Genomic DNA, 26,552 nt, shown 5'->3' on the forward strand with positions numbered 1-26,552 from the left:
GACGGATCCCAGCCAAATGACAAATGCAGACATCGGAACCATGAGCGCGAGCAGTGCGACACCCGGCAACACCCCGTTTTCGATACGCTCGGAACGGGTACTGGTACTGGCCAGTTCGTTGGTTGTCATTGCCATCCTGAGCATCGTGACCTTCCTGCTGATCCGCGAATACGCCGCCGCCCAACAGGCCGCGACACGTTCGGCAACCAATATCGTGCAACTGATTGATGCCGACGTGTTGCGCAACGTGGAGCTCTACGATCTGTCGCTACAAGGTTTGGTCGCCGCCACCCAACGCGACGACCTGAAAGACGTTTCGCCGACGATTCGCCACTTGGCGCTCTTCGACCGTGCCACCGCCGCCCCCTATAAAGGCGACATCCTGCTGCTCGACAAGCGCGGCGATGTAGTCGCCGACTCCGCCTCGATTGAGCCACGAAAGGGCAACTACGCCGACCGGGAATATTTCCAGTCCCATGTCCAGAACCCGAGCCCGGGCATGATGATCAGTCGCCCGTTTCGCTCCAGAAGTGCCGCGCAGGACTGGCGCATCAGTTTCAGCTACCGAGTGAACGACGAACAAGGGGAGTTCGTGGGCGTGGCGGAAGCCGCGATGCGCTTGAATTACTTCAACCAATTGTTCAAGAGCCTGAACATCGGTCATGGCGGCACAGTCAATCTGGTCAGCAGCGACGGCTTTCTGTTGGCCCAGGAGCCGCCCCTGGCCGAGGACCTGATTGGCAAGGATTTCAGCAACCGCCCGAACTTCATGCGCATCCTGCGCGAAGGCAACGGCAGCTTCACCAGCGTATCCGGTCAGGACCAGAAGCCGCGCCTGTACACCTTTTCCCAAGTGGGCGATTTGCCTTTGATCGTGGTGGTGGCGCTCTCCTCCGATGAAGTCTTCGCCTCCTGGAAACGCACGGCGCTGCTGGTCAGCGGTGCTACAGGAGCATTGTGCATCGGCTTGCTCTGGCTCACCTGGCTGCTGCGTCATGAACTGAGGCGGCGCCACCACGCTGAACGGGAACTGGCGCAACTGGCGTCCGTCGACTCGCTGACGGGCCTGGCCAACCGCCGGACCCTGGACGAAACGCTGCAACGGGAATGGCTGCGGGCCCAGCGCTCGGGCCAACCGCTGTCAGTCATGATGATCGATGCCGATCACTTCAAGGCATTCAACGATCGCCACGGCCACCCAAGCGGTGACGAGGCCTTGCGCACCCTGGCGCATCTGATCGGCCGGCATGTCCGTCGACCGGCCGACCTGGCAGCGCGCTATGGCGGTGAGGAGTTTTCGGTGGTACTGCCGGAAACCACCACCGCCGGAGCCTTTACCATGGCCCAGAACATTCGCGAAGCGGTGGAGCAACTGCCGCCTTTCATTCCCGGCGCAGCGCCCATGACCGTTAGCATCGGCATCGCCACCTGGACCCAAGGGCCGTATGGCGAACTTGAACAACTCATGTTCGCCGCCGACAAGGCGCTGTACCAGGCCAAGGCCAGTGGGCGCAATCGTGTGGTCTGTGCGATGTAACACCAGCGCCCAAGGCTGTGGACATATTGCTCTCTGTGGCGAGGGGATTTATCCCCGCTGGGCTGAAGCAGCCCCAATGCAGACGACTCAATCAGCCTGGCGCACCGAGTTGCAGTGGGTAGGACTGCTTCGCAGCCCAGCGGGGATAAATCCCCTCGCCACAAGTCCCCATGTCCCTCCAATCTAACAGTGCTCCATCACCCCCGAAGAAACACCCGGCCATAAAAAAAGGCCACCCGAAGGCAGCCTTTAAAAACTAGAGAGGTTTTTGGCTTACACGGCCGCTACAGGGCGCATGTAAGAGATTGGTGCGGTGCTGGCGTCTTCGAACGTCACGACTTCCCAAGCATCTTTCTGCTCAATCAACTTGCGCAGCAGCTGGTTGTTCAGCGCGTGGCCGGACTTGAAGCCCTTGAACTCACCAATCAGGCTATTGCCCAGCAGGTAGAGGTCGCCGATTGCATCGAGAATCTTGTGTTTGACGAATTCGTCTTCATAACGAAGGCCGTCTTCGTTCAACACACCATCGGAATCGACCACGATCGCGTTTTCAACACTGCCGCCGAGTGCGAGGTTGTGCTTGCGCAGGTACTCGATGTCACTCATGAAACCAAAGGTACGGGCGCGGCTGACTTCTTTTACGAACGAAGTGCTGGAAAAATCCACGCTTGCACTCTGGGTGCGGTCACGGAAAACCGGGTGATCGAAATCGATCTCGAAGCTCACCTTGAAACCTTCGAAAGGGACGAAAGTGGCGCGCTTGTCGCCGTCTTCCACTGTCACTTCCCGCAGGATACGGATGAACTTCTTGGCTGCGTCCTGCTCTTCCAGGCCAGCCGATTGAATCAGGAATACGAAGGGTCCGGCACTGCCATCCATGATCGGGACTTCGGACGCGGAGAGCTCGACGTAGGCGTTATCGATGCCCAGGCCAGCCATGGCCGAGAGCAAATGCTCCACCGTATCCACTTTGGTGTCACCGTTGACCAGTGTGGTCGACATAGTGGTTTCACCAACGTTTTCCGCGCGAGCAGGGATCTGCACCACAGGGTCGAGGTCGGCACGACAAAACACGATGCCAGTATCGACAGGCGCGGGCTTGAGGGTCAGGTAGACCTTCTCGCCGGAGTGCAAGCCGACACCTGTGGCACGGATAATATTCTTCAGGGTGCGTTGTTTAATCATGGCATGGGCCGCTTCAGCGCAAATTGCGAACTGGTATCAACAAAGGCTGGCGATAATAGCAGACCAGACCTTTGCTGAACACCAATCACCCGTATCCCCCTGATACATTTCATCAATCGGCCTGACGACGCAGGAATGCCGGGATGTCCAGGTAATCCAGATCGTCTTGCGGATTCATCTTCGCGGCAGTCGCAGCACCGGCCTGAGCCTGGTTGCGCATGACGGTCGGACGGTCCAGGTCACGGTAGTTCACCGCGGGTTGTTCCTGACGAGCGGCCGCTTGTTGCTGCGGCTGCGATGCCAGGGAGGTCTGAACGGTGTTGTCGATCACCTTCATCGGCTTCTCGATTTTCGCGCCCAGGCCGGTGGCAACTACGGTCACGTGCAGCTCGTCACGCATGTCCGGATCGATCACGGTGCCGACCTTGACCATGGCGTGGTCGGAAGCGAACGCTTCGATGATGCTACCCACGTCGGAGTACTCGCCCAGGGACAGGTCCGGACCGGCGGTGATGTTCACCAGGATGCCACGGGCGCCCTGCAGGTTGACGTCTTCGAGCAACGGGTTGCGGATGGCCGCTTCGGTGGCTTCGCGAGCACGGTTCGGACCGCTGGCGCAGCCAGTGCCCATCATCGCCATGCCCATTTCGGACATCACGGTGCGTACGTCAGCGAAGTCGACGTTGATCATGCCCGGACGCTTGATGATGTCGGAGATACCGCGAACGGCACCGGCCAGTACGTCATCGGCCTTGGCGAAAGCCGACAGCAGGCTTGCGTCCTTACCCAGGATGGTCAGCAGCTTCTCGTTGGGAATGGTGATCAACGAGTCGACGCTTTCGCTCAGCGCGCGGATGCCCTCATCGGCAATCTGCATGCGCTTGCGGCCTTCGAACGGGAATGGACGGGTCACCACCGCAACGGTGAGGATGCCCATTTCCTTGGCGACTTCGGCGATGATCGGCGCCGCACCGGTACCGGTACCGCCACCCATGCCAGTGGTGATGAACACCATGTTGGTGCCAGCCAGGACTTCAGCGATGCGCTCGCGGTCTTCCAGGGCAGCCTGACGGCCAACCTCGGGATTCGCGCCGGCACCCAGACCCTTGGTCACGCCGGTACCCAGTTGAAGGATGGTTCGCGCGCCGATGTTTTTCAGCGCTTGAGCATCAGTGTTGGCGCAAATGAATTCGACGCCTTCGATGTTGCTCTTGACCATGTGGTTGACAGCGTTGCCGCCGCCACCGCCGACACCGATTACCTTGATAACCGGGCTAGCGGGGATGTTGTCTACGAGTTCGAACATTTTCCCTCTCCTTTCATTCTCTAGTTTTTTCGCCTACTGCGTTTGTTGCATCTTCCAGTGCCGAGCCAGAGGCTCGTCGCTTGAAGCTTTAAACCTGTTGCTAAAAATTGCCCTTCACCCAAGCCTGCAGCCGCTCGAAAAGCGGCGCCTTCGGCTCGTCGCTGTTGTAGCTGTCGCGGCTGCCGATGCCCGAGAACGAAACCCCGTCGGACTGCTTCTGCAGGCCGTACATCAACAGGCCCACGCCAGTGGAGTAAATCGGGTTGCGGACCACGTCATCCAGGCCCTTGACGCCATGGGGCACGCCCAGGCGCACCGGCATGTGGAAAATCTCTTCGGCCAGTTCGACCGCGCCTTCCATCTTCGACGTACCGCCGGTCAGCACGATGCCGGCCGGGATCAGGTCTTCGTAGCCACTGCGACGCAGCTCCGCCTGGATCAGCGTGAACAGCTCGTCGTAACGCGGCTCGACCACTTCGGCCAAAGCCTGGCGGGACAACTCGCGCGGAGGACGTTCGCCAACGCTTGGCACTTTGATGGTTTCACCGGCACCGGCCAGTTTCGCCAGGGCGCAGGCGTAGCGAATCTTGATTTCTTCGGCGTACTGGGTCGGCGTGCGCAGGGCCATGGCGATGTCGTTGGTGACCTGATCACCGGCAATCGGGATCACTGCCGTGTGGCGGATGGCGCCTTCGGTGAAGATTGCGATGTCAGTGGTGCCGCCGCCGATGTCCACCAGGCACACGCCCAGTTCCTTCTCGTCGTCGGTCAGCACCGAGTAGGCCGAGGCCAGTTGCTCGAGGATGATGTCGTCGATTTCCAGGCCGCAACGGCGCACGCATTTCTCGATGTTCTGCGCAGCGTTCACGGCGCAGGTCACCACGTGGACCTTGGCTTCCAGGCGCACGCCGGACATGCCCAGGGGCTCACGCACGCCTTCCTGGTTATCGATTACGTAGTCCTGTGGCAGGGTGTGCAGCACACGCTGGTCGGCCGGGATCGCCACGGCCTGCGCCGCGTCGAGCACACGCTCAAGGTCAGCGGAGCTGACTTCACGGTCACGAATCGCCACGATGCCGTGGGAGTTCAGGCTGCGAATATGATTGCCCGCCACGCCGACGAACGCCGAGTGGATCCGGCAACCGGCCATCAGCTGCGCTTCTTCAATGGCGCGCTGGATCGATTGCACGGTGGACTCGATGTTCACCACCACGCCTTTTTTCAAGCCACGGGACGGGTGGGTACCGATCCCGACGATGACCAGCGTGCCGTCGTCCGCGACCTCGCCTACCAGCGCAACCACCTTGGAAGTGCCGATATCCAGACCGACGATCATTTTTCCGCTTTGCACGTTTGCCATGGGTCCTGCCTCTTCTTAATTCTTCGCGACGGCGGGTTCAGCCGTCGTGGGCGCTACAGGTTCCCGCCAGCCAACAGCCAGGCCGTTGGCGTAGCGCAGATCGATGCGCGCGATGTTCGTAATCTGGTCTTTGAGCGTCTTGTCATAGATGGCAATGAAGCGGCGCATCTTTTCCACCTGGTTGCCGCGCCCGAGCAGCAGCTCGATGCCCGGCCCCGAGCTGCCCGCGCCAGTGGTCAGGAACCAGCTGCCGCGCTCACGCAACTCCAGGCGCGCGATGGAGAAGCCCAGCGGCCGCAACATCTGACTCAACACCTGGTACTGCTGCATGACTTTCTGCTGGGCCCGCTGAGGCCCGAACAGTTGTGGCAAATGTTCGTAGTTGGCCAGTTCCCGCGGCGTGAACGCCTGGCCCTGGTTGTTCAACAACGACTCGTCACCCCAGCGGGCCACGGGCAGTTGTTCTTCCAGGCGAATAGAAACCTGGTCAGGCCATACCCGCCGTACTTCGGCATGGGCGATCCAGGGCATCTGCTCCAGTTCCTTGCGCATGCCCGCCAGGTCGATGGTGAAGAAGCTCGACGCCACGAATGGGGCGATCCGCTGCTGCACGGCTTGCTGACTGATGTAGCTCAGGTCGCCCTGCACATTGATCCGGGCGATCGGCCGGTCCGCATAAGGCAGCAGCCGCTGAGCCCCTTCGTACGTACCGAACCCCAACGCCACCAACAACACCGGCCAGAACAGGCTCTTGAGAAAACCAAAATTGGCTTTCGGCAGGCGCGCCGACATCGGCTCTTTGGCCACCATTCGGCTGGCACCCCGCGGCACCGGCTTGCGACCGGGTGCGGATGGCTGATGACGAAGCGATGCGCCTTGCATGCTTAACCTCTTGGCTCTTGAGAGCCGACACTGGCGGCCAGGATCGACAGCACCAGTTGCTGGAAATCCAGACCGGCGGCACGGGCCGCCATCGGTACCAGGCTGTGATCGGTCATGCCTGGGGCGGTGTTGACTTCCAGGAACCAGAACTGCCCGTCGGCGTCCTGCATCACGTCCGCCCGTCCCCAACCGGCAATACCCAGCGCCTCACAGGCCTTGGCCGTGAGGTCCATCAGTTGTTTTTCCTTGGCGCTGTCCAGCCCGCATGGAATGCGGTACTGGGTGTCATTGGCCACGTACTTGGCGTCGTAGTCGTAGAACGTGTGCGGCGTGCCCAGGGCAATCGGGGGCAACACCTGGTCACGCAGGGTAGCGATGGTGAACTCGGGACCGGTGATCCACTGCTCGACCAACACTTGCGAATCGTAGGAACTGGCGTCTTTCCATGCCGCGGTCAACTCAGGCAGCGAAGTCACTTTCGCCATGCCGATACTTGAACCTTCATGGGCCGGTTTGACGATCAAAGGGAAGCCCAGTTCCGTGGCCGCCGAAATACAATCGGCCTCGGACGCCAACACGGCGTGGCGGGGCGTGGGAATGCCGAGACTGTGCCAGACCTGCTTGGTGCGCAGTTTGTCCATCGCCAAGGCAGACGCCAGGATGCCGCTGCCGGTGTAGGGGATGCCCAGGCACTCGAGCAGACCTTGCATGCTGCCGTCTTCACCGCCACGGCCATGGAGAATGATGAACGCACGGTCGATTTTTTCGTTCAGCAGGCGCTGCAAAAAGTCGTCGCCTACGTCGATGCCGAACGCGTCGACACCGGCGCTTTGCAGGGCTTGCAGTACGGCGTTACCGGACTTGAGGGACACCTCGCGCTCGGCGCTCTTGCCGCCGAACAGCACGGCGACGCGGCCGAAGGCTTTCGGGTCCAGAGTCGAAACCAGGTTGGCGTAAGCAGCAGTCATTTCAGTTTCCCCTCGCTGGAGGCCACGATTGCTCCGGCGAATAACGGACTTTTCAACAGTTTCGGGGCCAGGCCACCGATGTCACCGGCGCCTTGGCACAGCAGGATGTCGCCAGCGCGCAGCAGCGGTTTGACCAGCGGTGCGAGGTCCACGCCGCGCTCGATGTAGATCGGGTCCAACTGACCGCGTTGGCGGATGCTGTGGCACAGCTGACGGCTGTCGGCCCCCGGGATCGGCTCCTCGCCGGCCGGATAGACTTCCATCAACAGCAACACGTTGGCGTCGGCCAGCACCTGGACGAAATCGTCGTACAGGTCGCGGGTACGGCTGTAGCGGTGCGGCTGGTAAACCATCACCAGGCGCCGCTCCGGCCAGCCACCGCGCACGGCCTTGATCACCGCCGCGACTTCGGTCGGGTGGTGGCCGTAATCGTCCACCAGCATCACGTTACCGCCGTCCACCGGCAGTTCGCCGTAGACCTGGAAACGTCGTCCCACGCCCTGGAAGCCGGACAGGCCCTGGACAATGGCTTCGTCACTGACGCCTTCATCGGTGGCAATGCAAATGGTGGCCAGCGCATTGAGCACGTTGTGGTTGCCGGGCATGTTCACCGACACATCCAGCGGTTCGCGATCAGGACGCAGCACGGTGAAGAACGTCTGCATACCCTGCTGGCGCACGTTGATGGCGCGCACGTCGACGTCTTCGCCGAAACCGTAGGTCACGGTCGGACGCTTGATCAGCGGCAGGATCTCGCGCACCACCGGGTCGTCCAGGCACACCACTGCCAAACCGTAGAACGGCAGGTTGTGGAGGAACTCGACGAAGGTTTTCTTCAGTTTGTTGAAGTCACCGTCGTAGGTCGCCATGTGGTCGGCGTCGATGTTGGTGACCACGGCCACCAGCGGCTGCAGGTGCAAGAAGCTCGCATCGCTCTCGTCGGCTTCGGCGATCAGGTAACGGCTGGTGCCCAGCTGGGCATTGGTGCCCGCGGCATTGAGGCGACCGCCGATCACGAAGGTCGGGTCCAGGCCACCGGCAGCGAACACCGAGGCGATCAGGCTGGTGGTGGTGGTCTTGCCATGGGTACCGGCAACGGCGATGCCGTGGCGATAACGCATCAGTTCGGCCAGCATCTCGGCCCGCGGCACCACGGGAATGCGCCGCTCCAGGGCGGTGGCGACTTCCGGGTTGGAGGTGTTCACGGCGCTGGAGACAACCAGCACATCCGCGTTGGCGGCGTTCTCGGAACGGTGGCCGATGAAAATCTGCGCGCCAAAGGATTCCAGGCGCTCGGTGACCGGCGAGGCTTTCAGGTCGGAACCGGAGACTTCATAGCCCAGGTTCAGCAACACTTCGGCGATCCCGCACATGCCCACGCCGCCGATACCGACGAAATGGATGCGGCGGATACGGCGCATTTCCGGTTGCGGCATGGCTTTGCGATTCTCAACCATGGGCCACCTCCAGGCAGGTATCGACCACTTGGGCCGTGGCGTCGGGTTTGGCCAGGCGACGGGCGGCGCGGGCCATGTCTTCGATTGTTTGCGGTTGCATCAAAACCTCTGTCAGGCGCGCGGCAAGATCCGCGGCACCAGTCGTTCTTTGCGGCATCAGGAAGGCTGCGCCTTCACGGGCCAAATAATCGGCGTTGCGGGTCTGGTGGTCGTCGATGGCGTGGGGCAAAGGCACCAGCATCGAGGGCAGACCGGCGGCAGCCAGTTCGCTGATGGTCAACGCGCCTGCGCGGCAGACCACCAGGTCGGCCCAGCCATAGGCTTGGGCCATGTCTTTGATGAAAGGCTGCACTTGCGCCTCGACGCCGGCGGCGCGGTAGCGCTCGGCGGTGACTTCATCGTGGTTTTTGCCGGCCTGGTGAAACACCTCGGGCCGCAGTTCGGGAGCGACCTGCGACAAGGCTTCGGGCAGCAATTTGTTCAACGGCTCCGCCCCCAGGCTTCCACCCAGGATCAGCAAACGCGCCTTGCGTCCGGCCAGGGCCGGGCGCGGTGTATCGAGGAACAGCTCGGTCCGCACCGGGTTACCGGTGGTACGCCGGCTGCCCGACAGGGTAAAGGTGTCGGGAAAGGCTTCACAGACTCGAGCGGCCAACGGCACCAGTAACCGATTGGCGGTACCGGCCACGGCGTTCTGCTCGTGAACGATGACCGGCACACCGGCCAGTTTTGCCGCGACACCGCCAGGACCGGTCACATAACCACCAAAGCCCACCACGCATACCGGCCGCAACCGACGAATGATCGCCCGGGCCTGCCAGATCGACTTGAGCAACATCAGCGGCGCCTTGAGCAGCGACAACTTGCCTTTGCCCCGCAGGCCGCTGGCGTTGATCCGGTGCAGCTCCAGGCCGGCGGCGGGCACCAGCTCGTTCTCGATGCCCCGTGGCGTACCCAGCCAGTGCACGGTGTAACCGCGCGCCTGGAACTCCCGGGCACAGGCCAGCGCCGGGAATACATGCCCACCGGTTCCGCCGGCCATGATCAGCACATTAGCGCCCATGAGTCGGCTCCTCGGCGAAGTCGCTCTCCTGGAATTCCATCTCTTCGCTGCCCAGGTGGGTTCGACTCTCCCATTCGATGCGCAGCAACAAACCCAGACAGGCACAGCAAATCACCAGGGAACTGCCGCCGTAACTGAGAAACGGCAGCGTCAGGCCTTTGGTTGGCAACAGGCCGACGTTCACGCCGATGTTGATCAGGAACTGGCCGATCCACAGGAACGACAAGCCATACGCCACGTAGGCGGCGAAATACTGCTTGGCCCGCTCGGCCCACAAACCGATGTACATGCCGCGCACACAGACGAAGACGAACAATCCGACGGTAAGCAGCGAACCGACCACGCCCAACTCCTCGGCCAATACCGAGAACACGAAGTCGGTATGGGCTTCGGGCAGATAGAACTGCTTCTGCACGCTGTTGCCCAGGCCTACACCCAGCCATTCGCCGCGACCGAAGGCGATCAGGGCCTGAGTCAATTGATAGCCGGAACCGAACTGGTCGGCCCACGGGTCGGTAAAAGTGATCAAGCGCGCCATCCGGTAGGGTTGCGCCTGTACCAGCACCGTCACCGCGCCGACCGCCAGCGCCACCATCAAGGTGAAGCGAAACAGCCCGACACCGCCGAGGAACAACATCGCCGCCGCGGCCCCCATCATCACCACCGTGGCGCCGAAATCCGGCTCCATCAGCAGCAGGCCGGCCATCGGCAGCAACACAATGAACGGCTTGAAAAAGCCCATCCAGCTCTCGCGCACTTCTTTCTGACGACGCACCAGATACCCGGCGAGGTAGATCACCACGAAGACCTTGGCGATTTCCGAAGGCTGTACGTTGAAGAAGCTGAAGCCGATCCAGCGCATCGAGCCGTTGACCTCGCGACCGATGCCCGGCAACAGCACCATCACCAACAGGCCAAAGGCACCGAGCAACATCATCCAGCCCAGGCGTTGCCAGGTGGCGATCGGCACCATCATGGTGACAATGCACGCGACCAAACCGATCACCAGGTAAATCAGGTGACGAATCATGTGATAAAGGGTGTTGCCCGATTGCACGGCAGCCACTTCCGACGACGCGGAAGTGATCATCACCAGGCCCAGGCCCAGCAGCGCCAGACAACCGACGAGCATCGGGAAATCCAGGTCGATGCCGCGCCCGGTGATCAGCGGGGACGGGTATGGCTTGATGATGTTCATCAGGTTCATGCCAAGCCCTCCACGGCCCGGGCGAACAACTGCCCGCGCTCTTCGTAGTTCTTGAACATGTCGAAACTGGCGCAGGCCGGCGACAACAGCACGGCATCGCCGGGCTGTGCGAGGGCGCGGCATTGCTGCACCGCTTCGTCCAGCGAAGCGACGCGAACCAGCGGCACGCCGTCGCCGAGGGCCTGGGCGATCAATTCGCGGTCACGACCCAACAGCACCACGGCACGGCAGTTGGCCGCCACCGGATCGCGCAGGTCCTTGAAGTCGGCCCCCTTGCCGTCGCCGCCGGCGATCAGCACAAGCTTGCCTTCGATGTCCGCGCCCAGACCTTCGATGGCAGCCAGCGCAGCCCCCACGTTGGTGGCCTTGGAATCGTTGTACCAGGCCACCCCGTCAAGCTCGCGCACCCACTGGCAGCGGTGTTCGAGCCCGGCAAACGTACGCAGGGCCGACAGCATGGCGTCGAACGGCAAACCGACCGCATGTCCCAGGGCCAGCGCCGCCAGGGCATTGGCCTGGTTGTGGGCACCGCGAATCTTCAGCTCACGCACCGGCATCAGATTCTGGAATTCGAAAGCCAGGTATTTCTCGCCATGTTCCTCGCGCAAGCCAAAGCCTTTGAAATCCGGAACACCCAAGCCAAACGACCAGCACGGCAGTCCCTCGCCCAGCAAAGGCCGAGTGAGCGCGTCCTGGCGGTTGAACACCACTTGCCGGGCACCGCGGAAGATCCGGTGCTTGGCCAGGTGATAGGCCGGCAGGCCGCTGTAGCGGTCCATGTGGTCTTCGCTGATGTTGAGCACGGTTGCCACTTCAGCGCCCAAGTGGTCGGTGGTTTCGAGCTGGAAACTCGACAGTTCCATCACGTACAGCTCGACGTCATCACTGAGCAGATCCAGCGCCGGGGTTCCCAGGTTGCCACCCACGGCAACCCGCTTACCGGCCGCCGCAGCCATTTCACCCACCAGGGTGGTGACGGTGCTTTTTGCGTTGGAGCCGCTGATGGCGATGATCGGCGCCTTGGCGTGACGGGCGAACAGCTCGATGTCACCGGACAACTTCACGCCACGGGCGGCGGCAGCCTGCAAGGCCGGGGTTGCCAAAGCAAGGCCGGGGCTCACGTAGAGCTCGTCGGCGCGGCACAGGAACTCGACATCCAGCTCGCCACAACGCACGTCCACCTGTGGGTAGTCACGACGCAACGTGGCCAGCTCAGGTGGATTTTCCCGCGTATCGGCCACGGCAAACGACACGCCCCGGTTCGCCAGGAAGCGAACCAGGGACATGCCGCTCTTGCCGAGGCCGACAACGATGCGGAAGTGGTCAGAAGCGATCAGGGACACTCGTTCTACCTCAGCTTCAGGGTGGCAAGGCCGACCAGGACCAGAATCACGGTGATGATCCAGAAACGGACAATCACACGCGGCTCGGGCCAGCCCTTGAGTTCAAAGTGGTGGTGGATCGGCGCCATGCGAAATACCCGGCGGCCGGTCAATTTAAAGGAAGCAACCTGAATGACGACTGACAGGGTCTCCATCACAAACACACCGCCCATGATGAACAGGACGATTTCCTGGCGAACGATGACGGCGATGGTGCCCAGGGCCGCGCCCAGGGCCAGCGCGCCGACATCACCCATGAAGACCTGCGCCGGGTAGGTGTTGAACCACAGGAAACCCAGGCCGGCACCGATCAGCGCACCGCAGAACACAATCAGCTCGCCTGCCCCCGGCACATATGGGATCAGCAGGTATTCGGCGAACTTCACGTTACCCGACAGGTAGCAGAAGATCCCCAGCGCGCCGCCCACCATCACGGTCGGCATGATCGCCAGGCCATCGAGGCCATCCGTCAGGTTGACCGCGTTGCTCGACCCGACGATGACCAGGTAGGTCAATACGATGAAGCCTGCGCCCAGCGGGATGCTGTAGTCCTTGAGCATTGGCAGGATCAGGGTGGTTTCCACCGGCGAGGCCGCGGTCATATAAAGGAAGATCGCCGCGCCGAGGCCGAATACCGACTGCCAGAAGTATTTCCAGCGGCTCGGCAGCCCCCGGGAATTCTTCTCGATGACCTTGCGGTAGTCGTCGACCCAGCCGATGGCGCCGAACAACAGGGTCACCAGCAACACCACCCACACATACCGGTTCGCCAGGTCGGCCCAAAGCACGGTACTGATGCCAATGGACGACAGGATCAGCGCGCCGCCCATGGTCGGGGTACCGGATTTGGACAGGTGCGACTGCGGGCCGTCGTTGCGGACCGACTGGCCGATTTGCAGGTTCTGCAAGGTGCGGATCATCCACGGGCCCAGGAACAGCGACAACGACAACGCGGTCAACACACCCAGGATCCCGCGCAGGGTCAGGTACTGGAAGACCGCGAAGCCTTTGTGGAACTGTTGCAGGTACTCCGCTAGCAGCAGCAGCATTAATGTTTCTCCATACGGGAACCGCACAGCGCCGCGACGATGTTTTCCATCGCGGCACTGCGTGAGCCCTTGATCAATAAGGTGGTGTTCGGGTCCTGCTCGGCGCTCAGGGCCTGAATCAGCTCGGCCTGAGTGGTGAAATGCTGTGCGTGCTCGCCAAACGCGGCGACCGCATGGGCCATCATCGGGCCGACGGCATACAGCGCATCGACCTTGCCACGCGCATAGGCGCCGACATCGTGATGCCCCTGTTGCGCCCATTCGCCCAACTCGCCGATATCCCCCAGCACCAGCACGGTACGGCCGGGGAAACCGGCGAGGATATCCACCGCAGCACACATGGACGTCGGGTTGGCGTTATAGGTGTCGTCGATCACGCGCATGCCGTTGCTGGCCAATTGCGCAACGGAACGCCCCTTGACCGGTTGCACCGCGTTCAAGCCGGCCACGATGCCCGGCAACGACACGCCCAAAGCATGGGCCGCGGCTGCAGCGGCCAGGGCGTTGGCGACGTTATGGGTGCCAAGCAGGTTCAACTGGACCCGCTCTGCACCGTCGGGGCTGTGCAGATTGAAGGCCGGGCAGCCGCGAGCATCGCGGTCCAGATCGCTGGCGTAGAAATTCGCCGCCAGATTGCTCAAAGCGAACGTCAGCACCTTGCGCCCAGCCGCCCGGGTCTTCCAGGTTTCGAAGGCCTTGTCGTCGAGATTCAGCACGGCGACGCCATCGGCATCCAGCCCTTCGAGAATCTCGCCCTTGGCCTCAACGATTTTGTCCGGGCCACCGAACTCGCCGACGTGGGCGGTCCCGGCGTTGTTGAGCACAGCGACGAGGGGCTTGGTCATGGCTACGGTATAGGCAATTTCACCGAGCCGCGAAGCACCCAACTCGATAACGGCGGCACTGTGTTCCGGCGCCAGCTCCAGCAAGGTCAGCGGCACGCCGAGGTCATTGTTCAGGTTGCCACGGGTCGCCAGCACCGGGCCGCGCGTGCGCAGGATGCTTGCCAGCATTTCCTTGACGGTGGTCTTGCCGCTGGAGCCGGTGATGGCTGCGACCGGCTTATCAAACGCCGTGCGGTTCAGCGCGCCCAACTGGCCTAAGGCCTGACGGGTGTCAGCGACCAGCAACTGCGCCAGCGTACTGTTGGTCACTTCCCGCTCGACCAGTGCCGCGACCGCCCCTTTGGCGGCGACTTCGTTCAAGTAATCGTGGCCGTCGAAACGCGGTCCGGCCAGGGCGACGAACAACTGCCCCGGAGCAATGGCCCGGCTGTCGATGCTCACGCCGTCGAAGCTGGCGTCCGCGGCGATGAGGCGCGCATTCAGGGTGTTGGTCAGCTCGCTGAGTTTCAGCGCCTTAAGCATGGGCCACCTCCCACGCAGTCAGGGCGTGATCGGCTTCCACCAGATCGGAGAAAGCATGGCGTTCGCCATTGATTTCCTGGTAGTCCTCATGGCCTTTACCGGCCAGGACGATGACGTCGTCCGCCGACGCACCGGCGATCAACTGGGCAATCGCCTGGCCGCGACCGGCCACGAAGGTGACGTTGTCCACGTTCGAGAAGCCGGCGCGGATGTCGTCGAAAATCTGCAATGGGTCTTCGGTGCGCGGATTGTCGTCGGTGACCACGACACCATCGGCCAAGCGCTCGACCACTTCGGCCATCAGCGGACGCTTGCCGCGATCACGATCGCCACCGCAGCCGAACAGGCACAGCAACTTGCCCTTGGCGTGAGGCCGCAGGGCCATCAGGACTTTTTCCAGCGCATCCGGGGTATGGGCGTAATCGACCACCACCAACGGTTGCGTTCCGCCGCCCAGCCGTTGCATACGCCCGGCAGGTCCTTCGAGTTTGGGCAGGACCTTGAGGATTTCATCCAGTGCGTAGTCCAGGCCAAGCAAGGCGCCAATGGCCGCCAACACATTGCTCAGGTTGAAACGACCGAGCAAGGTACTGCGCAGGTGGTGCTCGCCTTGAGGCGTAACCAGGGTGGCGCGCACGCCTTCGTCATTGAATTGCGCCTGGCGTATATAAAGGTAGGCGCTGGCATCTTCCAGGCTATAGGTGATCAGCCGGGACTCGTGCTTATCGGCGGCCAATTGCCGGCCAAACGCGTCGTCAAGGTTGAGGACCCGGCACTTCAAGTCATTCCAGGCAAACAGCCTGGCTTTTGCTTCGCCGTACGCCTGCATGGTGCCGTGGTAATCCAGGTGATCGCGCGACAGGTTGGTCAATACGGCGACGTCAAACGCCAGGGCCGTCACGCGGCCCTGATCCAGGCCATGGGAAGAGACTTCCATCGCCACGGCCTTGGCTCCGGCCTTTTTCAGGTCGGCCAGGGTTGCCTGCACGGCAATCGGGTTCGGCGTGGTGTGCAGGCCACTCTCCAGTGCACCATGGAAACCGTTACCCAAGGTGCCGACGATGCCGCAATGCTGACCCAGCAGATCCAGGGCCTGGGCCACCAGTTGGGTGACGCTGGTCTTGCCGTTGGTGCCCGTCACACCAATCAGGTTCAGGTGACGGCTTGGATCGCCATAAAAGCGTCCGGCGATGGTCGACAGTTGGGCCGCCAGACCCTTGACCGGAATCAATGGCACGTCGGTAATGGGCAGAACGGTCGCGCCGTCGACTTCATAAGCCACGGCAGCCGCACCGCGCTTCAAGGCGTCGGCGATGTGGGCGCGTCCGTCGAACCGGGCACCCGGTACGGCCAGAAACAGATCCCCGGCGCGCACGTGGCGGCTGTCCAGGGCCAATTCGCGAATCAGCAGATCGTGGCCGGCATGGGCAAAAATCTTGTTCAGGCTCAGGGACATCAGCCACGCCCTCCTTCGGCTTTCAAGGGTACGACCGGTGCGGTATTGGCCTGCTGGGTCGGCGGCAGGTTATCCGGGGTGATATTCATCAAGCGCAGGGTGCCGGACATCACTTTGCTGAACACCGGTGCCGAAACCAGCCCCCCGAAGTAGCCGGCCTTGCTCGGTTCGTCGATGACCACCACGACGGCGTAACGCGGGTCGCTCATCGGGCCGAAACCGGCGAACAGCGAACGGTAGGAATTCTCGGCATAGCCCTTGACGCCCGCGGAGGTTTTGCGGGCCGTACCCGACTTGCCGGCGACATGATACGCAGGCACTTGGGCGCGATAGACGCCACGCGGGGCCTCGATCACCTGTTGCAGCATGCCCTGCATGGTCTTGGCGACGTCTTCAGGAATCACCTGGGTGGTCTGCGGGGCCTTGTCGGTTTTGATCAGGGTCAGCGGTGCGATTCGGCCGTTGTTGGCCAGTGCCGAAAAGGCATGAACCAGCTGGATCGCCGTCACGGAAACACCGTAGCCGTACGACAAGGTTGCCGTCTCGGCCTTGCGCCACTCACGGTAGTTCGGCAGATTGCCGACCCGCTCGCCCGGAAAGCCCAGGCCGGTGTCCTGGCCGAGGCCGATTTTCTGGGCCAGACGATAGATCGCCTCACCGCCGATATCGAAGGCAATCTTGCTCATGCCCACGTTACTGGAGTTGATCAGAATGCCCGTGAGGTCAAGCACTGGTCCCTCGGTCTTGGACACGTCACGAATGGTGTACTTGCCGATCTGCAAACTGCCCGGGTACACCTCAACGGTATCGCCCGGCTTCCAGCGTCCGGTTTCCAGCGCGGCGGCCATGGAGATGGCTTTCATGGTCGAACCCGGCTCGAACACGTCGATCATTGCGCGGTTGCGCATCATCGCCGGCTGCAGATTGCGACGGTTGTTCGGGTTGTAGGTCGGCTGGTTGACCATCGCCAGGATCTCGCCAGTCTTGACGTCCATGATCACCAGGCTGCCGGCTTTGGCGCCGTTCTCCACGATCGCATTGCGCAGCTCCCGGTTGGCCAGGTATTGCAGACGCAGGTCAATGGACAACGCCAAGGGCTTACCGGCCTTGGCGTTTTTGGTGACCTGGACATCCTTGATCAGCCTGCCACGCCGATCCTTGATGACCTGACGCTTGCCGGGCACTCCGGCAAGCCACTCGTCATAGGCCAGTTCGACCCCTTCTCGCCCCCGGTCATCAATGTCGGTGAAACCGACCATATGGGCAGTCACCTCACCGGCCGGATAGAAACGCCGGAACTCTTCGATGCCATAGACGCCCGGCACTTTCAGGTCGAGCACGCTTTGACCCTGCTCGGGCGTCAACCCGCGCACCAGATAAATGAATTCTTTATTGGCCTGGGCTTCGAGCCGCTCGGCCAAGGCCTTGGGGTCCTGTCCAAGGGCAGCGGCCAGAGCCGGCCACTTTTCCTTGGCCTGCTGCATTTCCTTGGCGTTTGCCCACAAGGTGGTCACCGGGGTGCTCACGGCCAACGGCTCGCCATTGCGGTCGGTAATCAGGCCGCGGTGAGCCGGGATCGGGATGTGCCGCAGGCTACGGGCATCGCCCTGCTCTTTGAGGAAGTCACGGTCGACCACTTGCAGATCGATGATGCGCCAGACGATCGCCGCCACCATGATCCCGAGCAGGCCCAGAACCAGACGGAAGCGCCACGGAAAGAGTGCCCCTTCGAGCTTCATCATGGCGCCACCATCTGCACTTCGGCAGCGCCAGGAATGCGCATTTTCAGCTGTTCGGTCGCCAGTACCTCGATGCGGCTATGGGCGGTCCAGGTGCTCTGCTCCAGGATCAACCGGCCCCACTCGGCCTGGGCCTTGTCGCGCACGCTCAGTTCGCTGTAAAGGGTGTTGAGCAACTGCCGGTTCCAGTGCGCGCTGTAGGACACGGCGATGGCCGACACGAGCACGCCGATAAACAGCAGCAGCATGAAAAAGCTGCCGCCGGGCAGGGGCTTGGCGAAGAGCTTGCTCACCGCAACTTCTCCGCAACACGCATGACGGCGCTACGGGCACGCGGGTTTGCCTTGAGTTCGGCCTCGGAGGCGAACTGGGCCTTGCCGTGGATCTTGATTTTCGGCACGAAGGCTTCGAAGCGCACCGGCAGGTTGCGCGGCAGGTTATCGGCCTCACCCTTGGTGAGCTTGCGCATGAACAGTTTGACGATACGGTCTTCCAGGGAATGGAAGCTGATCACCACCAGTCGCCCGCCGACCTCGAGTGCTTCAAGTGCCGCCTCAAGGCCGGCCTCCAGATCGCCCAATTCATTATTGACGTGGATGCGCAAACCCTGGAAAGCACGGGTAGCCGGGTTCTTGCCCTTTTCCCATGCCGGGTTGGCGACTTTCAGCACTTCGGCCAGGTCGCCGGTACGCTCGAATGGTTTGGTGTCGCGACGCTCGACCACGGCGCGGGCCATGCGGCCGGAAAAACGCTCTTCGCCGTATTCCTTGAAAACACGGGCGATTTCTTCCACCGGGGCAGTATTGACGAATTCGGCGGCGCTGATGCCGCGGGACGGATCCATGCGCATGTCCAGCGGGCCATCGTTGAGAAAACTGAAGCCGCGCTCAGGGTCGTCCAACTGCGGCGAAGACACGCCCAGGTCAAGCAGCACGCCACTGACCTTGCCGGCCAGGCCACGCTGGGCCACTTCTGAGCCCAGCTCCGCAAAGCTGCGCTGCACAACGACAAAGCGGCCGTCTTCGGCCGCTAGCGCTTGCCCGGTGGCAATCGCTTGAGGATCCTTGTCGAACCCCAGCAGCCGGCCGTCCGGGCCGAGCTTGCTGAGAATCAACCGGCTATGCCCGCCACGCCCGAACGTGCCATCCAGATAGCAGCCATCAGCACGTACGGCGAGAGCCTCAACGGCTTCGTCAAGCAGTACGGTGATGTGGTTAAAGCCGCTATCAATAGTCACAGGATCAAATCACGCAGTTCATCAGGCATGGCGCCCGGTTGTTGAATAGCAGCCAGGTCAGCGGCAGAGACCGCATTCCAGGCATCTTCGTCCCACAGCTGGAACTTGTTCAGTTGGCCCACCAGCATCGCGCGCTTGTCCAGCTTGGCGTACTCGCGCAGGCGCGGTGGAACCAGGAAACGACCGCTGCCGTCGAGTTCGAGATCGACGGCGTTACCGATCAGCAAGCGTTGCAGGCGGCGGTTCTCTTCACGCAGCGAAGGCAGTGCGCGCAGTTTGGTTTCGATGATCTCCCACTCATCAAGAGGGTAAACACACAAACATGGGTCAACGGCGTCGATCGTGACGATTAACTGCCCGGAACTACGCGAAACGAGCTCGTCACGGTACCGGCTCGGCATGGCGAGACGGCCCTTTGCATCGAGACTGATAGCGTTAGCTCCGCGAAACACGTCAGCGTTTCTCCAAAAATTTTGCGTTTTACGCTCAAAAAACCCACTTCATGCCACTTTCCGCCACTTGCGCACACTATAGGAATGCGCCTACCGCACCGTCAAGGCGCGGATTGAAGGAAAAGCCTTATAGATCGGAGATTTAGGAGCGTATCTGGAGGGGCGATGGGAATCTGACGTAGGATTTTTCGCCACAACTTCAGCGAACACAGGAAGCTGCGCTCTAAAGTTAAAGTGATTTGTTAAGAGTAAGATTTTTTTGGTCTTAGCAATTGCGTCTGCCAGCGATTCTGGCAGGAGGGGAAAAGGTGGAGAGTCGATCTGTAAGCCGGGTTCTGTCTTGAACAGTCATTCGTCTACGATGGCCATCACTGGACATCTTTAGCAACCTACCCGGTCCCAGCGCGGGCCACGCCTTGGGACCCTATTTGGTCTTGCTCCAAGTGGGGTTTACCTAGCCACGAACTGTTGCCAGCCGTGCGGTGCGCTCTTACCGCACCTTTTCACCCTTACCGGCGCCGAAGCGCTTAGGCGGTTATTTTCTGTGGCACTTTCCGTAGGCTCACGCCTCCCAGGCATTACCTGGCACTTCGCCCTATGGAGCCCGGACTTTCCTCCCCCCCCTAATTTTCATAGAGGGCAGCGACTGTCCGATCGACTCTCCGCCGCGAAGGTTAACGGCAGAGCGCCCGAAGAACAAGCGCTAAAAGCCCTTGGCCAGCCCCGCCCCCCGGTTTCACTGGTCCTTCTGTTTTTCCAGCGCGACCTGATACAGCACGTTCTTACGCTCGCCGGTAATCTGCGCCGCAAGGGCGGCGGCGCGCTTGAGGGGCATCTCCTCGAGCAGCAGGTCCAGGATGCGCATCGCTTCACTGCTGACGGTCTCTTCACTGTCCGGCGCCGCCCAGCCCGCCACCAGCACAACGCATTCACCGCGCTGCTGGTTGCTATCGCTTTCGACGAAGGCGCGCAACTGCGCCAACGGCAACCCCTTGAGAGTTTCGAAGGTTTTGGTCAGCTCCCTGGCGAGCAGCGCCGGACGCTCCGGACCAAACACCAATTCCATGTCTTGCAGGCACTCAAGGATGCGGTGCGGCGCCTCATAAAAGATCAACGTACGCGGCTCCTCCTTTATAGACTCCAGGCGCGCCCGTCGCCCCACCGCCTTGGCGGGCAAAAAACCTTCGAAAATGAAACGGTCCGACGGCAGGCCCGCCGCCGAAAGGGCAGCGATCAAGGCGCACGCCCCTGGCACCGGCACTACATTGATGCCGGCCGCCCGAGCCTGGCGTACCAGGTGATAGCCAGGGTCGGAAATCAGCGGTGTACCCGCGTCGGAAATCAGCGCAACGTTATCGCCCGCCAACAGGCGAGTGATAAAACGACTGCCTTCTTCCCGCTCGTTGTGCTCATGACAGGCCGCCAACGGCGTTGAAATGCCGAAATGTTGCAACAAGCGTTGAGAGTGGCGCGTATCTTCGGCCGCAATGAGCGCGACCTCCTGCAGGATTTTCAGCGCCCGGGCACTGATATCGTCCAGGTTGCCGATGGGCGTCGCCACCACATAAAGCGAGCCGGCAGCGGAATTCAAAGCACCTGGAGCAGTCAAAGCGCACACCTCATGATCGGTAAAAAGCGCCATTGTAGCGTGTGCCGGCCGTCTTAGCGGTTCACATCAGCCACTGTGGCGAGGGGATTTATCCCCGCTGGGCTGCGCAGCAGACCCAAGACCTACCGCTTCGATGTGTCAGGCTGAAGGGTTTCCAGCCTTTTTTGGGCTGCTGCGCAGCCCAGCGGGGATAAATCCCCTCGCCACAGGTTTAGTGCCACCACCTGAGTGAACAGCGCCTTTGTGCTGCGCCGCAACATTTGAAATACCTAAATTGATCGATTCACGCCACTAACATCGCGCCCCGGCCAGTGCTTGGGTACAATTCGACGCTAATTTGATCTCGTATCAGGAACATTTACATGATCGCTTGCCTGCGGCTGCTCTCCGCCCTCTGCCTCGCTGCCCTTCTGGCGGCCTGCGCCAGCTCGCCCTCCTCCAGCCTTGGCGAACTTCCACGGACCCCGGATGCCAGTATCGAGCAGCTGCTCGAACAGGCCACCCAAAGCAAAACCCCGGAAAAAGCCGCCCTGTTGCGCCTGAGCGCAGCAGACCTGGCCTACCGCCAGGGCAATGCCGGTCAGTCCGCGCAGATCCTGCAACAGGTGCCGATGGAGCAACTCAAGCCCGGCCAGCAGATATTCGCCAGCACCCTGGCGGCCGAACTGGCAATGACGCGCAACCAGCCCAAAGCAGCGCTGAGCGCCCTGAGCCACCCGAGCCTGCAGCACCTGAGCGAGCTACCGGTGGAGCAGCAGGTCCGCACCGGCACCGTCCACGCCCGCGCCCTCGAGGCCGACGGCCAGACCCTGGCAGCCGCCAAGGAACGGATCTTCATTGCGCCCCTGCTTGAAAACGAAGCGGCGGCGAAAAACCACGAGGCGATCTGGTCGTTGATCGCCTCGCTGCCCACCGATCAACTGCAACCGACCAGCACCGACGACCTTGGGGGCTGGCTGAGTTTGGCTCTGGCTGTGAAAACCGCCGGTACGCTGGAACAGCAACAGGCGGCTATCGACAGCTGGCGCGAGCAGAACCCCAAGCACCCGGCCGCCCTCCAGTTGCCGACGCCGCTGGTCAAGCTCAAGGAACTGGCGAGCCAGCCCCTGAGCAAGATCGCCTTGCTGCTGCCTCAGGATGGCCCGCTGTCCTCGGTCGCCAGAGCTCTGCGCGAAGGTTTCATGGCTGCCCACTATCAGGCCCAACAGGCCGGGCAAAACCCACCAAGCATTCAGTTTTATGACAGCTCGCGCCTGACCTCCCTGGATGATTTCTATCGCAAGGCACAGGCCGACGGCGTGCAACTGGTGGTCGGCCCGCTGGAAAAACCCTTGGTCAAGCAACTCAGCACCCGCCCGCAACTGCCGATCACGACCCTCGCGCTCAATTACAGCGAAGGTGAGCAAGGCCCGGCACAGCTGTTCCAGTTTGGCCTGGCCGCAGAAGACGAAGCCCGTGAAGTGTCGCGTCGCGCCCGTACAGACGGTCTGCATCGTGCCGCCGTCATGGTGCCAAAAGGTGAATGGGGCGATCGCGTCCTAAAAGCCTTCAGCGAGGACTGGCAGGCCAATGGCGGCACCATCATCGCTGTCGAACGCATCGATCAGCCCGTACAACTGGCCCAGCAGATCGCCGACATGTTCCATCTGCGCCAGAGCGAAGGTCGCGCCAAGCGCCTGCAAAGCACAGTCGACACCGCCGTCGCGGCCCAGCCGTCCCGCCGTCAGGACATCGAGTTCCTGTTCCTGGCCTCGACGCCACAACAGGCCCAGCAGATCAAGCCGACCCTGAACTTCCAGTACGCCGGCGACGTGCCTGTGTACGCCACCTCGCATGTGTTCAGCGCCAGTGGCGACCAGAATCAGTACAACGACATGAGCGGCGTGCGCTTCTGCGAAACCCCGTGGCTGCTCGATGCCAACGACCCGCTGCGCAAGCAGGTCACCGCCCAGTGGCCCCAGGCCGGTGGTAGCCTGGGTCGGCTGTACGCGATGGGGGCAGATGCCTATCGTCTGGCTCCGCGCCTGGGTCAGCTGAAAACATTGCCAGACACCCGCATCGAAGGTCTTTCGGGCAGCCTGGCAGTGTCGCCGTCCCAGCGCGTGCAACGTCAACTGCCGTGGGCCGAATTCGTCAACGGTCAGGTGCAGCGCCTGCCGGACACTCAGCGCTGATGCCTGACCGATCACGCCAGCAAAGCGGACGGGATGCCGAGAGCCAGGCTCTCGCGCATCTTCAGCAACAAGGCCTGCGGCTGCTGGCGCAAAACTGGCTGTGTAAACGTGGCGAGCTTGATCTGGTCATGCTTGATGGCGATACAGTAGTATTCGTCGAAGTCCGCTACAGAAAAAATACTCAATGGGGTGGCGCGCTCGACAGCATCGATGCACGCAAGCGCCAGAAGCTGGTTTTCGCCGCGCAGTACTTCCTGCAAATCGAGTCTCGCTGGGCCGATCATCCCTGCCGCTTCGACGTGGTTGCCATCGACAGCAACGCCGATCAGTTGAACTGGTTGCAGAATGCCTTCGACAGTTGAACGTCAACACCCATGACGAGCCGAGCCGGACACCTTCACCCAATTTTTGCTCTTTGCTTTGCGCGCCGCACATGCTTGTGCCGATAAGCCGCGCTACTTAAGGTCACACAGATGGACATGCAATCGCGAATTCGCCAGCTTTTTCAGGCCAGTATCGACACCAAGCAACAGGCGATGGACGTACTTGCACCGCACATCGAGCAAGCCAGCCAAGTGATGGTCAACGCCCTGCTCAACGAAGGCAAAATGCTTTCGTGCGGCAATGGCGGTTCTGCCGGCGATGCCCAGCATTTTTCATCGGAGCTGCTCAACCGCTTCGAGCGCGAGCGCCCCAGCCTGCCGGCCATTGCATTGACCACCGACAGCTCGACGATCACCTCGATCGCCAATGACTACAGCTACAACGAAGTGTTCTCCAAACAGATCCGCGCCCTGGGCCAGCCCGGCGATGTGTTGCTGGCGATTTCCACCAGCGGCAACTCGGCCAATATTATTCAGGCGATCCAGGCCGCACATGATCGCGAAATGATTGTCGTAGCATTGACCGGTCGCGATGGCGGCGGCATGGCGTCACTGCTGTTGCCTGAGGACGTCGAGATTCGCGTACCGGCCAATGTCACCGCACGCATTCAGGAAGTCCATCTGCTGGCGATTCATTGTCTTTGCGACTTGATCGACAGCCAACTGTTCGGGAGTGAAGAATGACCCCTAATCGCCTAGGCCTTCTGGCCCTGACCCTGTGCCTCGGCATCAGCGGCTGCACATCGGTGGTTAACGCCAGCCGGGAAAAGCCGATTGAAGACGACCGCGGCACCCGCACCTTCGGCAGCAAGATCGACGACTCGTTGATCGAAACCAAGGCCGGCGTAAACATCGCCAAGGCCGACCCGGACCTGGACAACAATTCGCATATCGTCGTCACCAGCTTCAACGGTGTCGTGCTGCTGGCCGGCCAAACCCCACGCGCGGACCTCAAGGCCAAGGCCGAGCAGGCTGCAAGCGCTGTGCAGCGGGTCAAGACCGTGCATAACGAACTGCAGGTCCTGCCACCTTCCTCGCTGCTGGCGCGTCAGAACGATGCCTGGCTGACCACCAAGATCAAGACGCAGATGCTGACCGACGCCAGCATTCCCGGCTCGCGCATCAAGGTTGTGACCGAGAATGGCATCGTTTATCTGCTGGGGCTGTTGACCAAGCAGGAGGCTGCGCAGGCGACCAACCTGGTGCAAGGGGTTTCCGGGGTGCAGAAAATCGTTAAGTTGTTTGAGTACATCGACTGAGGCTACTCGCAGTTCTTGATGCTGCATGCGGCTGGAAAGAACGGCGCTTCTTCTGATGAGGAAGTGCCGTTTTTTTAGGCTTTGTTTATGGTTGGTGTGTATATCCGTTGCTGTGGTAACGGCCACTGACGGTTCCGCTCTTACAGCGGCTCACTTTTGAGAAGCGCAAAAGTAAGCAAAACGCTTTTGCCCCACCACTAGGTGCCTCGCTAAGGCTCGGCATACCCTCACTCCGGCATTGCTCCGTGGGCCCGCCGCGAAGGGCCATCCATGGCCCAGCGCGGCTACCTCGGCATCCATGCCGAGGTGCCCACTACGCAATGCCTGCGTTCGGCCAGCGTGGTTAACGGGGCGCTCAAGATCAAAATCAAAAGCGAGGCGGCCTGACAGCCGGCCTGCTCGGGAGCGAACGCGTTTCTCCTGTGGGAGCGGGCTTGCTCGCGAAAGCGGAGGGGCTGTTTGCAGTGATGTTGGATGTGCCGGCGTCATCGCGAGCAGGCTCGCTCTCACAGGTTTTTATGTCGCTCGCAAATACTGTAAACACCCACAAATCCATGTGGGGGCGAGCCTGTTCGCGATAACGGTGGTGCAGCTAAATAGATACTGGCATCTACCCCGCTCTTGCTCTTGCTCTTGCTCTTGCTCTTGCTCTTGCTCTTGATCTCGACGCCCCGTTAAACCACGCTGGCCGAACGCAGGCATTGCGTAGTGGGCAACCCGGCATGGATGCCGGGTTAGCCGCGCTGGGCCACGGATGGCCCTTCGCGGCGGCCCACGGAGCAATGCCGGAGTGAGGGCACACCGAGCCTAGGCGAGGTGCCGAGGGGTGGGGCAAAGCGCTTTTGGTTACTTTTGGCGCTCTTCCAAAAGTGACCCGCCGTAAGGGCGGAACCGCCAGTAGCCGTTACCGCAGAAACGGATATACACACCATCCCATACATCCTGCACGACCTTGAGAGCAGCCATAACCCATAAAAAAATGCCCGCATCTTCCGATACAGGCATTTCCTTAACCAACCAGCAAATCACCAGGCCTCAAACAACCTGCCCGCGAATCACCGTCTATTACTTCACTACCTTCAGGCTCGGCCGACCGCTAGGCCGCGGCGGCTCGTCATCCGGTGGCGGCAAATCATCATCCGGCTCAAGCTCGTCTTCACCATCCAACGGCACTTCCAGCTCAAACACCATACCCTGGCCATTCTCCCGAGCATAAATCCCCAGGATCGAGGCAATAGGCACGTACAGAGTATGCGGCACACCCCCGAAGCGCCCTTCAAAGCTGACCGCATCATTATCCATGTGCAAGTGACGCACGGCGGCCGGTGATACGTTCAAGACTATTTGCCCATCGTTGGCAAAACCCTGCGGCACCTGCACCGACGGATACTCGGCGTTAACCAGCATATGTGGGGTGCAATCGTTGTCCACAATCCACTCATAGAGCGCGCGGACCAGATAAGGTCGACTGGAGTTCATA

23 protein-coding genes and 1 other RNA gene are annotated in these 26,552 nt (G+C 61.4%); 5 read left to right on the forward strand and 19 right to left on the reverse strand.

What is annotated here, in order from left to right; genetic code table 11:
* Positions 1–40: 40 nt before the first annotated feature.
* Positions 41–1,537, forward strand: coding sequence for a sensor domain-containing diguanylate cyclase (locus BMY45_RS01825; RefSeq protein WP_092394895.1), 1,497 nt, complete (start codon positions 41–43; stop codon positions 1,535–1,537).
* Between the two features lie 273 nt (positions 1,538–1,810).
* Here BMY45_RS01825 and lpxC read toward each other — a convergent pair whose 3' ends face one another.
* The 18 genes from lpxC to rsmI all read right to left on the reverse strand — a co-directional run bounded on the left by lpxC (position 1,811) and on the right by rsmI (position 21,289).
* The gene (lpxC, locus tag BMY45_RS01830) at positions 1,811–2,722 is read right to left on the reverse strand and encodes a UDP-3-O-acyl-N-acetylglucosamine deacetylase (RefSeq protein ID WP_030139673.1); all 912 of its coding nucleotides are present in this window, start codon (positions 2,720–2,722) and stop codon (positions 1,811–1,813) included.
* A gap of 112 nt (positions 2,723–2,834) precedes the next feature.
* Positions 2,835–4,028 carry a cell division protein FtsZ gene (gene ftsZ / locus BMY45_RS01835; protein WP_047228824.1) on the reverse strand — a complete coding sequence of 398 codons (1,194 nt, stop codon included), beginning with the start codon at positions 4,026–4,028 and terminating at the stop codon, positions 2,835–2,837.
* 100 nt (positions 4,029–4,128) lie between these two features.
* Entirely contained in the window at positions 4,129–5,388 is a 1,260-nt protein-coding gene (gene ftsA / locus BMY45_RS01840; protein WP_076383614.1) for a cell division protein FtsA, read from the reverse strand.
* Between the two features lie 15 nt (positions 5,389–5,403).
* Positions 5,404–6,270, reverse strand: a complete 867-nt coding sequence (locus tag BMY45_RS01845) for a cell division protein FtsQ/DivIB (protein WP_047228822.1) — start codon at positions 6,268–6,270, stop codon at positions 5,404–5,406.
* Positions 6,271–6,272: 2 nt separating this feature from the next.
* Positions 6,273–7,238, reverse strand: coding sequence for a D-alanine--D-alanine ligase (locus tag BMY45_RS01850; RefSeq protein ID WP_076383613.1), 966 nt, complete (start codon positions 7,236–7,238; stop codon positions 6,273–6,275).
* Positions 7,235–8,695 (reverse strand): UDP-N-acetylmuramate--L-alanine ligase, encoded by a 1,461-nt coding sequence (gene murC, locus BMY45_RS01855; RefSeq protein ID WP_092393785.1) that lies wholly within the window; start codon positions 8,693–8,695, stop codon positions 7,235–7,237. The genes BMY45_RS01850 and murC overlap by 4 nt, the downstream gene beginning before the upstream one ends.
* Positions 8,688–9,758, reverse strand: coding sequence for an undecaprenyldiphospho-muramoylpentapeptide beta-N-acetylglucosaminyltransferase (gene murG / locus BMY45_RS01860; protein WP_092393787.1), 1,071 nt, complete (start codon positions 9,756–9,758; stop codon positions 8,688–8,690). Before murG ends, murC begins: the two co-directional genes overlap by 8 nt.
* Positions 9,748–10,965, reverse strand: a complete 1,218-nt coding sequence (gene ftsW, locus BMY45_RS01865; protein ID WP_047228818.1) for a putative lipid II flippase FtsW — start codon at positions 10,963–10,965, stop codon at positions 9,748–9,750. Before ftsW ends, murG begins: the two co-directional genes overlap by 11 nt.
* Positions 10,962–12,308, reverse strand: coding sequence for a UDP-N-acetylmuramoyl-L-alanine--D-glutamate ligase (gene murD / locus BMY45_RS01870; RefSeq protein ID WP_092393790.1), 1,347 nt, complete (start codon positions 12,306–12,308; stop codon positions 10,962–10,964). Before murD ends, ftsW begins: the two co-directional genes overlap by 4 nt.
* Positions 12,309–12,313: 5 nt before the next feature.
* Positions 12,314–13,396, reverse strand: a complete 1,083-nt coding sequence (mraY, locus tag BMY45_RS01875) for a phospho-N-acetylmuramoyl-pentapeptide-transferase (RefSeq protein WP_047228816.1) — start codon at positions 13,394–13,396, stop codon at positions 12,314–12,316.
* On the reverse strand, positions 13,396–14,763 hold the full coding sequence (murF, locus tag BMY45_RS01880; protein WP_092393793.1) for a UDP-N-acetylmuramoyl-tripeptide--D-alanyl-D-alanine ligase: 1,368 nt from the start codon (positions 14,761–14,763) through the stop codon (positions 13,396–13,398). The genes mraY and murF overlap by 1 nt, the downstream gene beginning before the upstream one ends.
* A complete protein-coding gene (locus tag BMY45_RS01885; protein WP_092393797.1) occupies positions 14,756–16,219 on the reverse strand; it encodes a UDP-N-acetylmuramoyl-L-alanyl-D-glutamate--2,6-diaminopimelate ligase in 1,464 nt (487 codons plus the stop codon). Before BMY45_RS01885 ends, murF begins: the two co-directional genes overlap by 8 nt.
* Positions 16,219–17,958, reverse strand: a complete 1,740-nt coding sequence (locus BMY45_RS01890; RefSeq protein ID WP_177193299.1) for a peptidoglycan D,D-transpeptidase FtsI family protein — start codon at positions 17,956–17,958, stop codon at positions 16,219–16,221. Before BMY45_RS01890 ends, BMY45_RS01885 begins: the two co-directional genes overlap by 1 nt.
* A complete protein-coding gene (ftsL, locus tag BMY45_RS01895) occupies positions 17,958–18,251 on the reverse strand; it encodes a cell division protein FtsL (RefSeq protein ID WP_047228812.1) in 294 nt (97 codons plus the stop codon). The genes BMY45_RS01890 and ftsL overlap by 1 nt, the downstream gene beginning before the upstream one ends.
* Positions 18,248–19,195: a 16S rRNA (cytosine(1402)-N(4))-methyltransferase RsmH gene (rsmH, locus tag BMY45_RS01900; protein ID WP_371264129.1), complete on the reverse strand. Its 948-nt coding sequence runs from the start codon at positions 19,193–19,195 to the stop codon at positions 18,248–18,250. The genes ftsL and rsmH overlap by 4 nt, the downstream gene beginning before the upstream one ends.
* Positions 19,192–19,647, reverse strand: coding sequence for a division/cell wall cluster transcriptional repressor MraZ (mraZ, locus tag BMY45_RS01905; RefSeq protein ID WP_003205355.1), 456 nt, complete (start codon positions 19,645–19,647; stop codon positions 19,192–19,194). The genes rsmH and mraZ overlap by 4 nt, the downstream gene beginning before the upstream one ends.
* Positions 19,648–19,955: 308 nt before the next feature.
* Positions 19,956–20,309: RNase P RNA component class A (gene rnpB / locus BMY45_RS01910), an RNA gene on the reverse strand.
* Positions 20,310–20,383: 74 nt separating this feature from the next.
* On the reverse strand, positions 20,384–21,289 hold the full coding sequence (gene rsmI / locus BMY45_RS01915; RefSeq protein WP_092393803.1) for a 16S rRNA (cytidine(1402)-2'-O)-methyltransferase: 906 nt from the start codon (positions 21,287–21,289) through the stop codon (positions 20,384–20,386).
* A gap of 329 nt (positions 21,290–21,618) precedes the next feature.
* Between rsmI and BMY45_RS01920 the strand changes: the two genes are divergently transcribed.
* The 4 genes from BMY45_RS01920 (at position 21,619) to BMY45_RS01935 (ending at position 25,072) form a co-directional block, all read left to right on the forward strand.
* Entirely contained in the window at positions 21,619–23,430 is a 1,812-nt protein-coding gene (locus BMY45_RS01920; RefSeq protein WP_092393806.1) for a penicillin-binding protein activator, read from the forward strand.
* On the forward strand, positions 23,430–23,792 hold the full coding sequence (locus BMY45_RS01925) for a YraN family protein (protein WP_092393809.1): 363 nt from the start codon (positions 23,430–23,432) through the stop codon (positions 23,790–23,792). Before BMY45_RS01920 ends, BMY45_RS01925 begins: the two co-directional genes overlap by 1 nt.
* 111 nt (positions 23,793–23,903) lie before the next feature.
* Positions 23,904–24,497: a phosphoheptose isomerase gene (locus BMY45_RS01930; RefSeq protein WP_007928463.1), complete on the forward strand. Its 594-nt coding sequence runs from the start codon at positions 23,904–23,906 to the stop codon at positions 24,495–24,497.
* Positions 24,494–25,072, forward strand: coding sequence for a BON domain-containing protein (locus BMY45_RS01935; RefSeq protein ID WP_047228807.1), 579 nt, complete (start codon positions 24,494–24,496; stop codon positions 25,070–25,072). The genes BMY45_RS01930 and BMY45_RS01935 overlap by 4 nt, the downstream gene beginning before the upstream one ends.
* A gap of 1,065 nt (positions 25,073–26,137) precedes the next feature.
* On the opposite strand, the gene BMY45_RS01945 is transcribed toward BMY45_RS01935, so the two are convergent.
* On the reverse strand, positions 26,138–26,551 hold the full coding sequence (locus BMY45_RS01945; RefSeq protein WP_092393812.1) for a ClpXP protease specificity-enhancing factor: 414 nt from the start codon (positions 26,549–26,551) through the stop codon (positions 26,138–26,140).
* Position 26,552 lies beyond the last annotated feature (1 nt).

The organism is Pseudomonas sp. NFACC39-1 (genome assembly GCF_900110355.1).
Taxonomy (GTDB): Bacteria; Pseudomonadota; Gammaproteobacteria; order Pseudomonadales; family Pseudomonadaceae; genus Aquipseudomonas; species Aquipseudomonas tehranensis.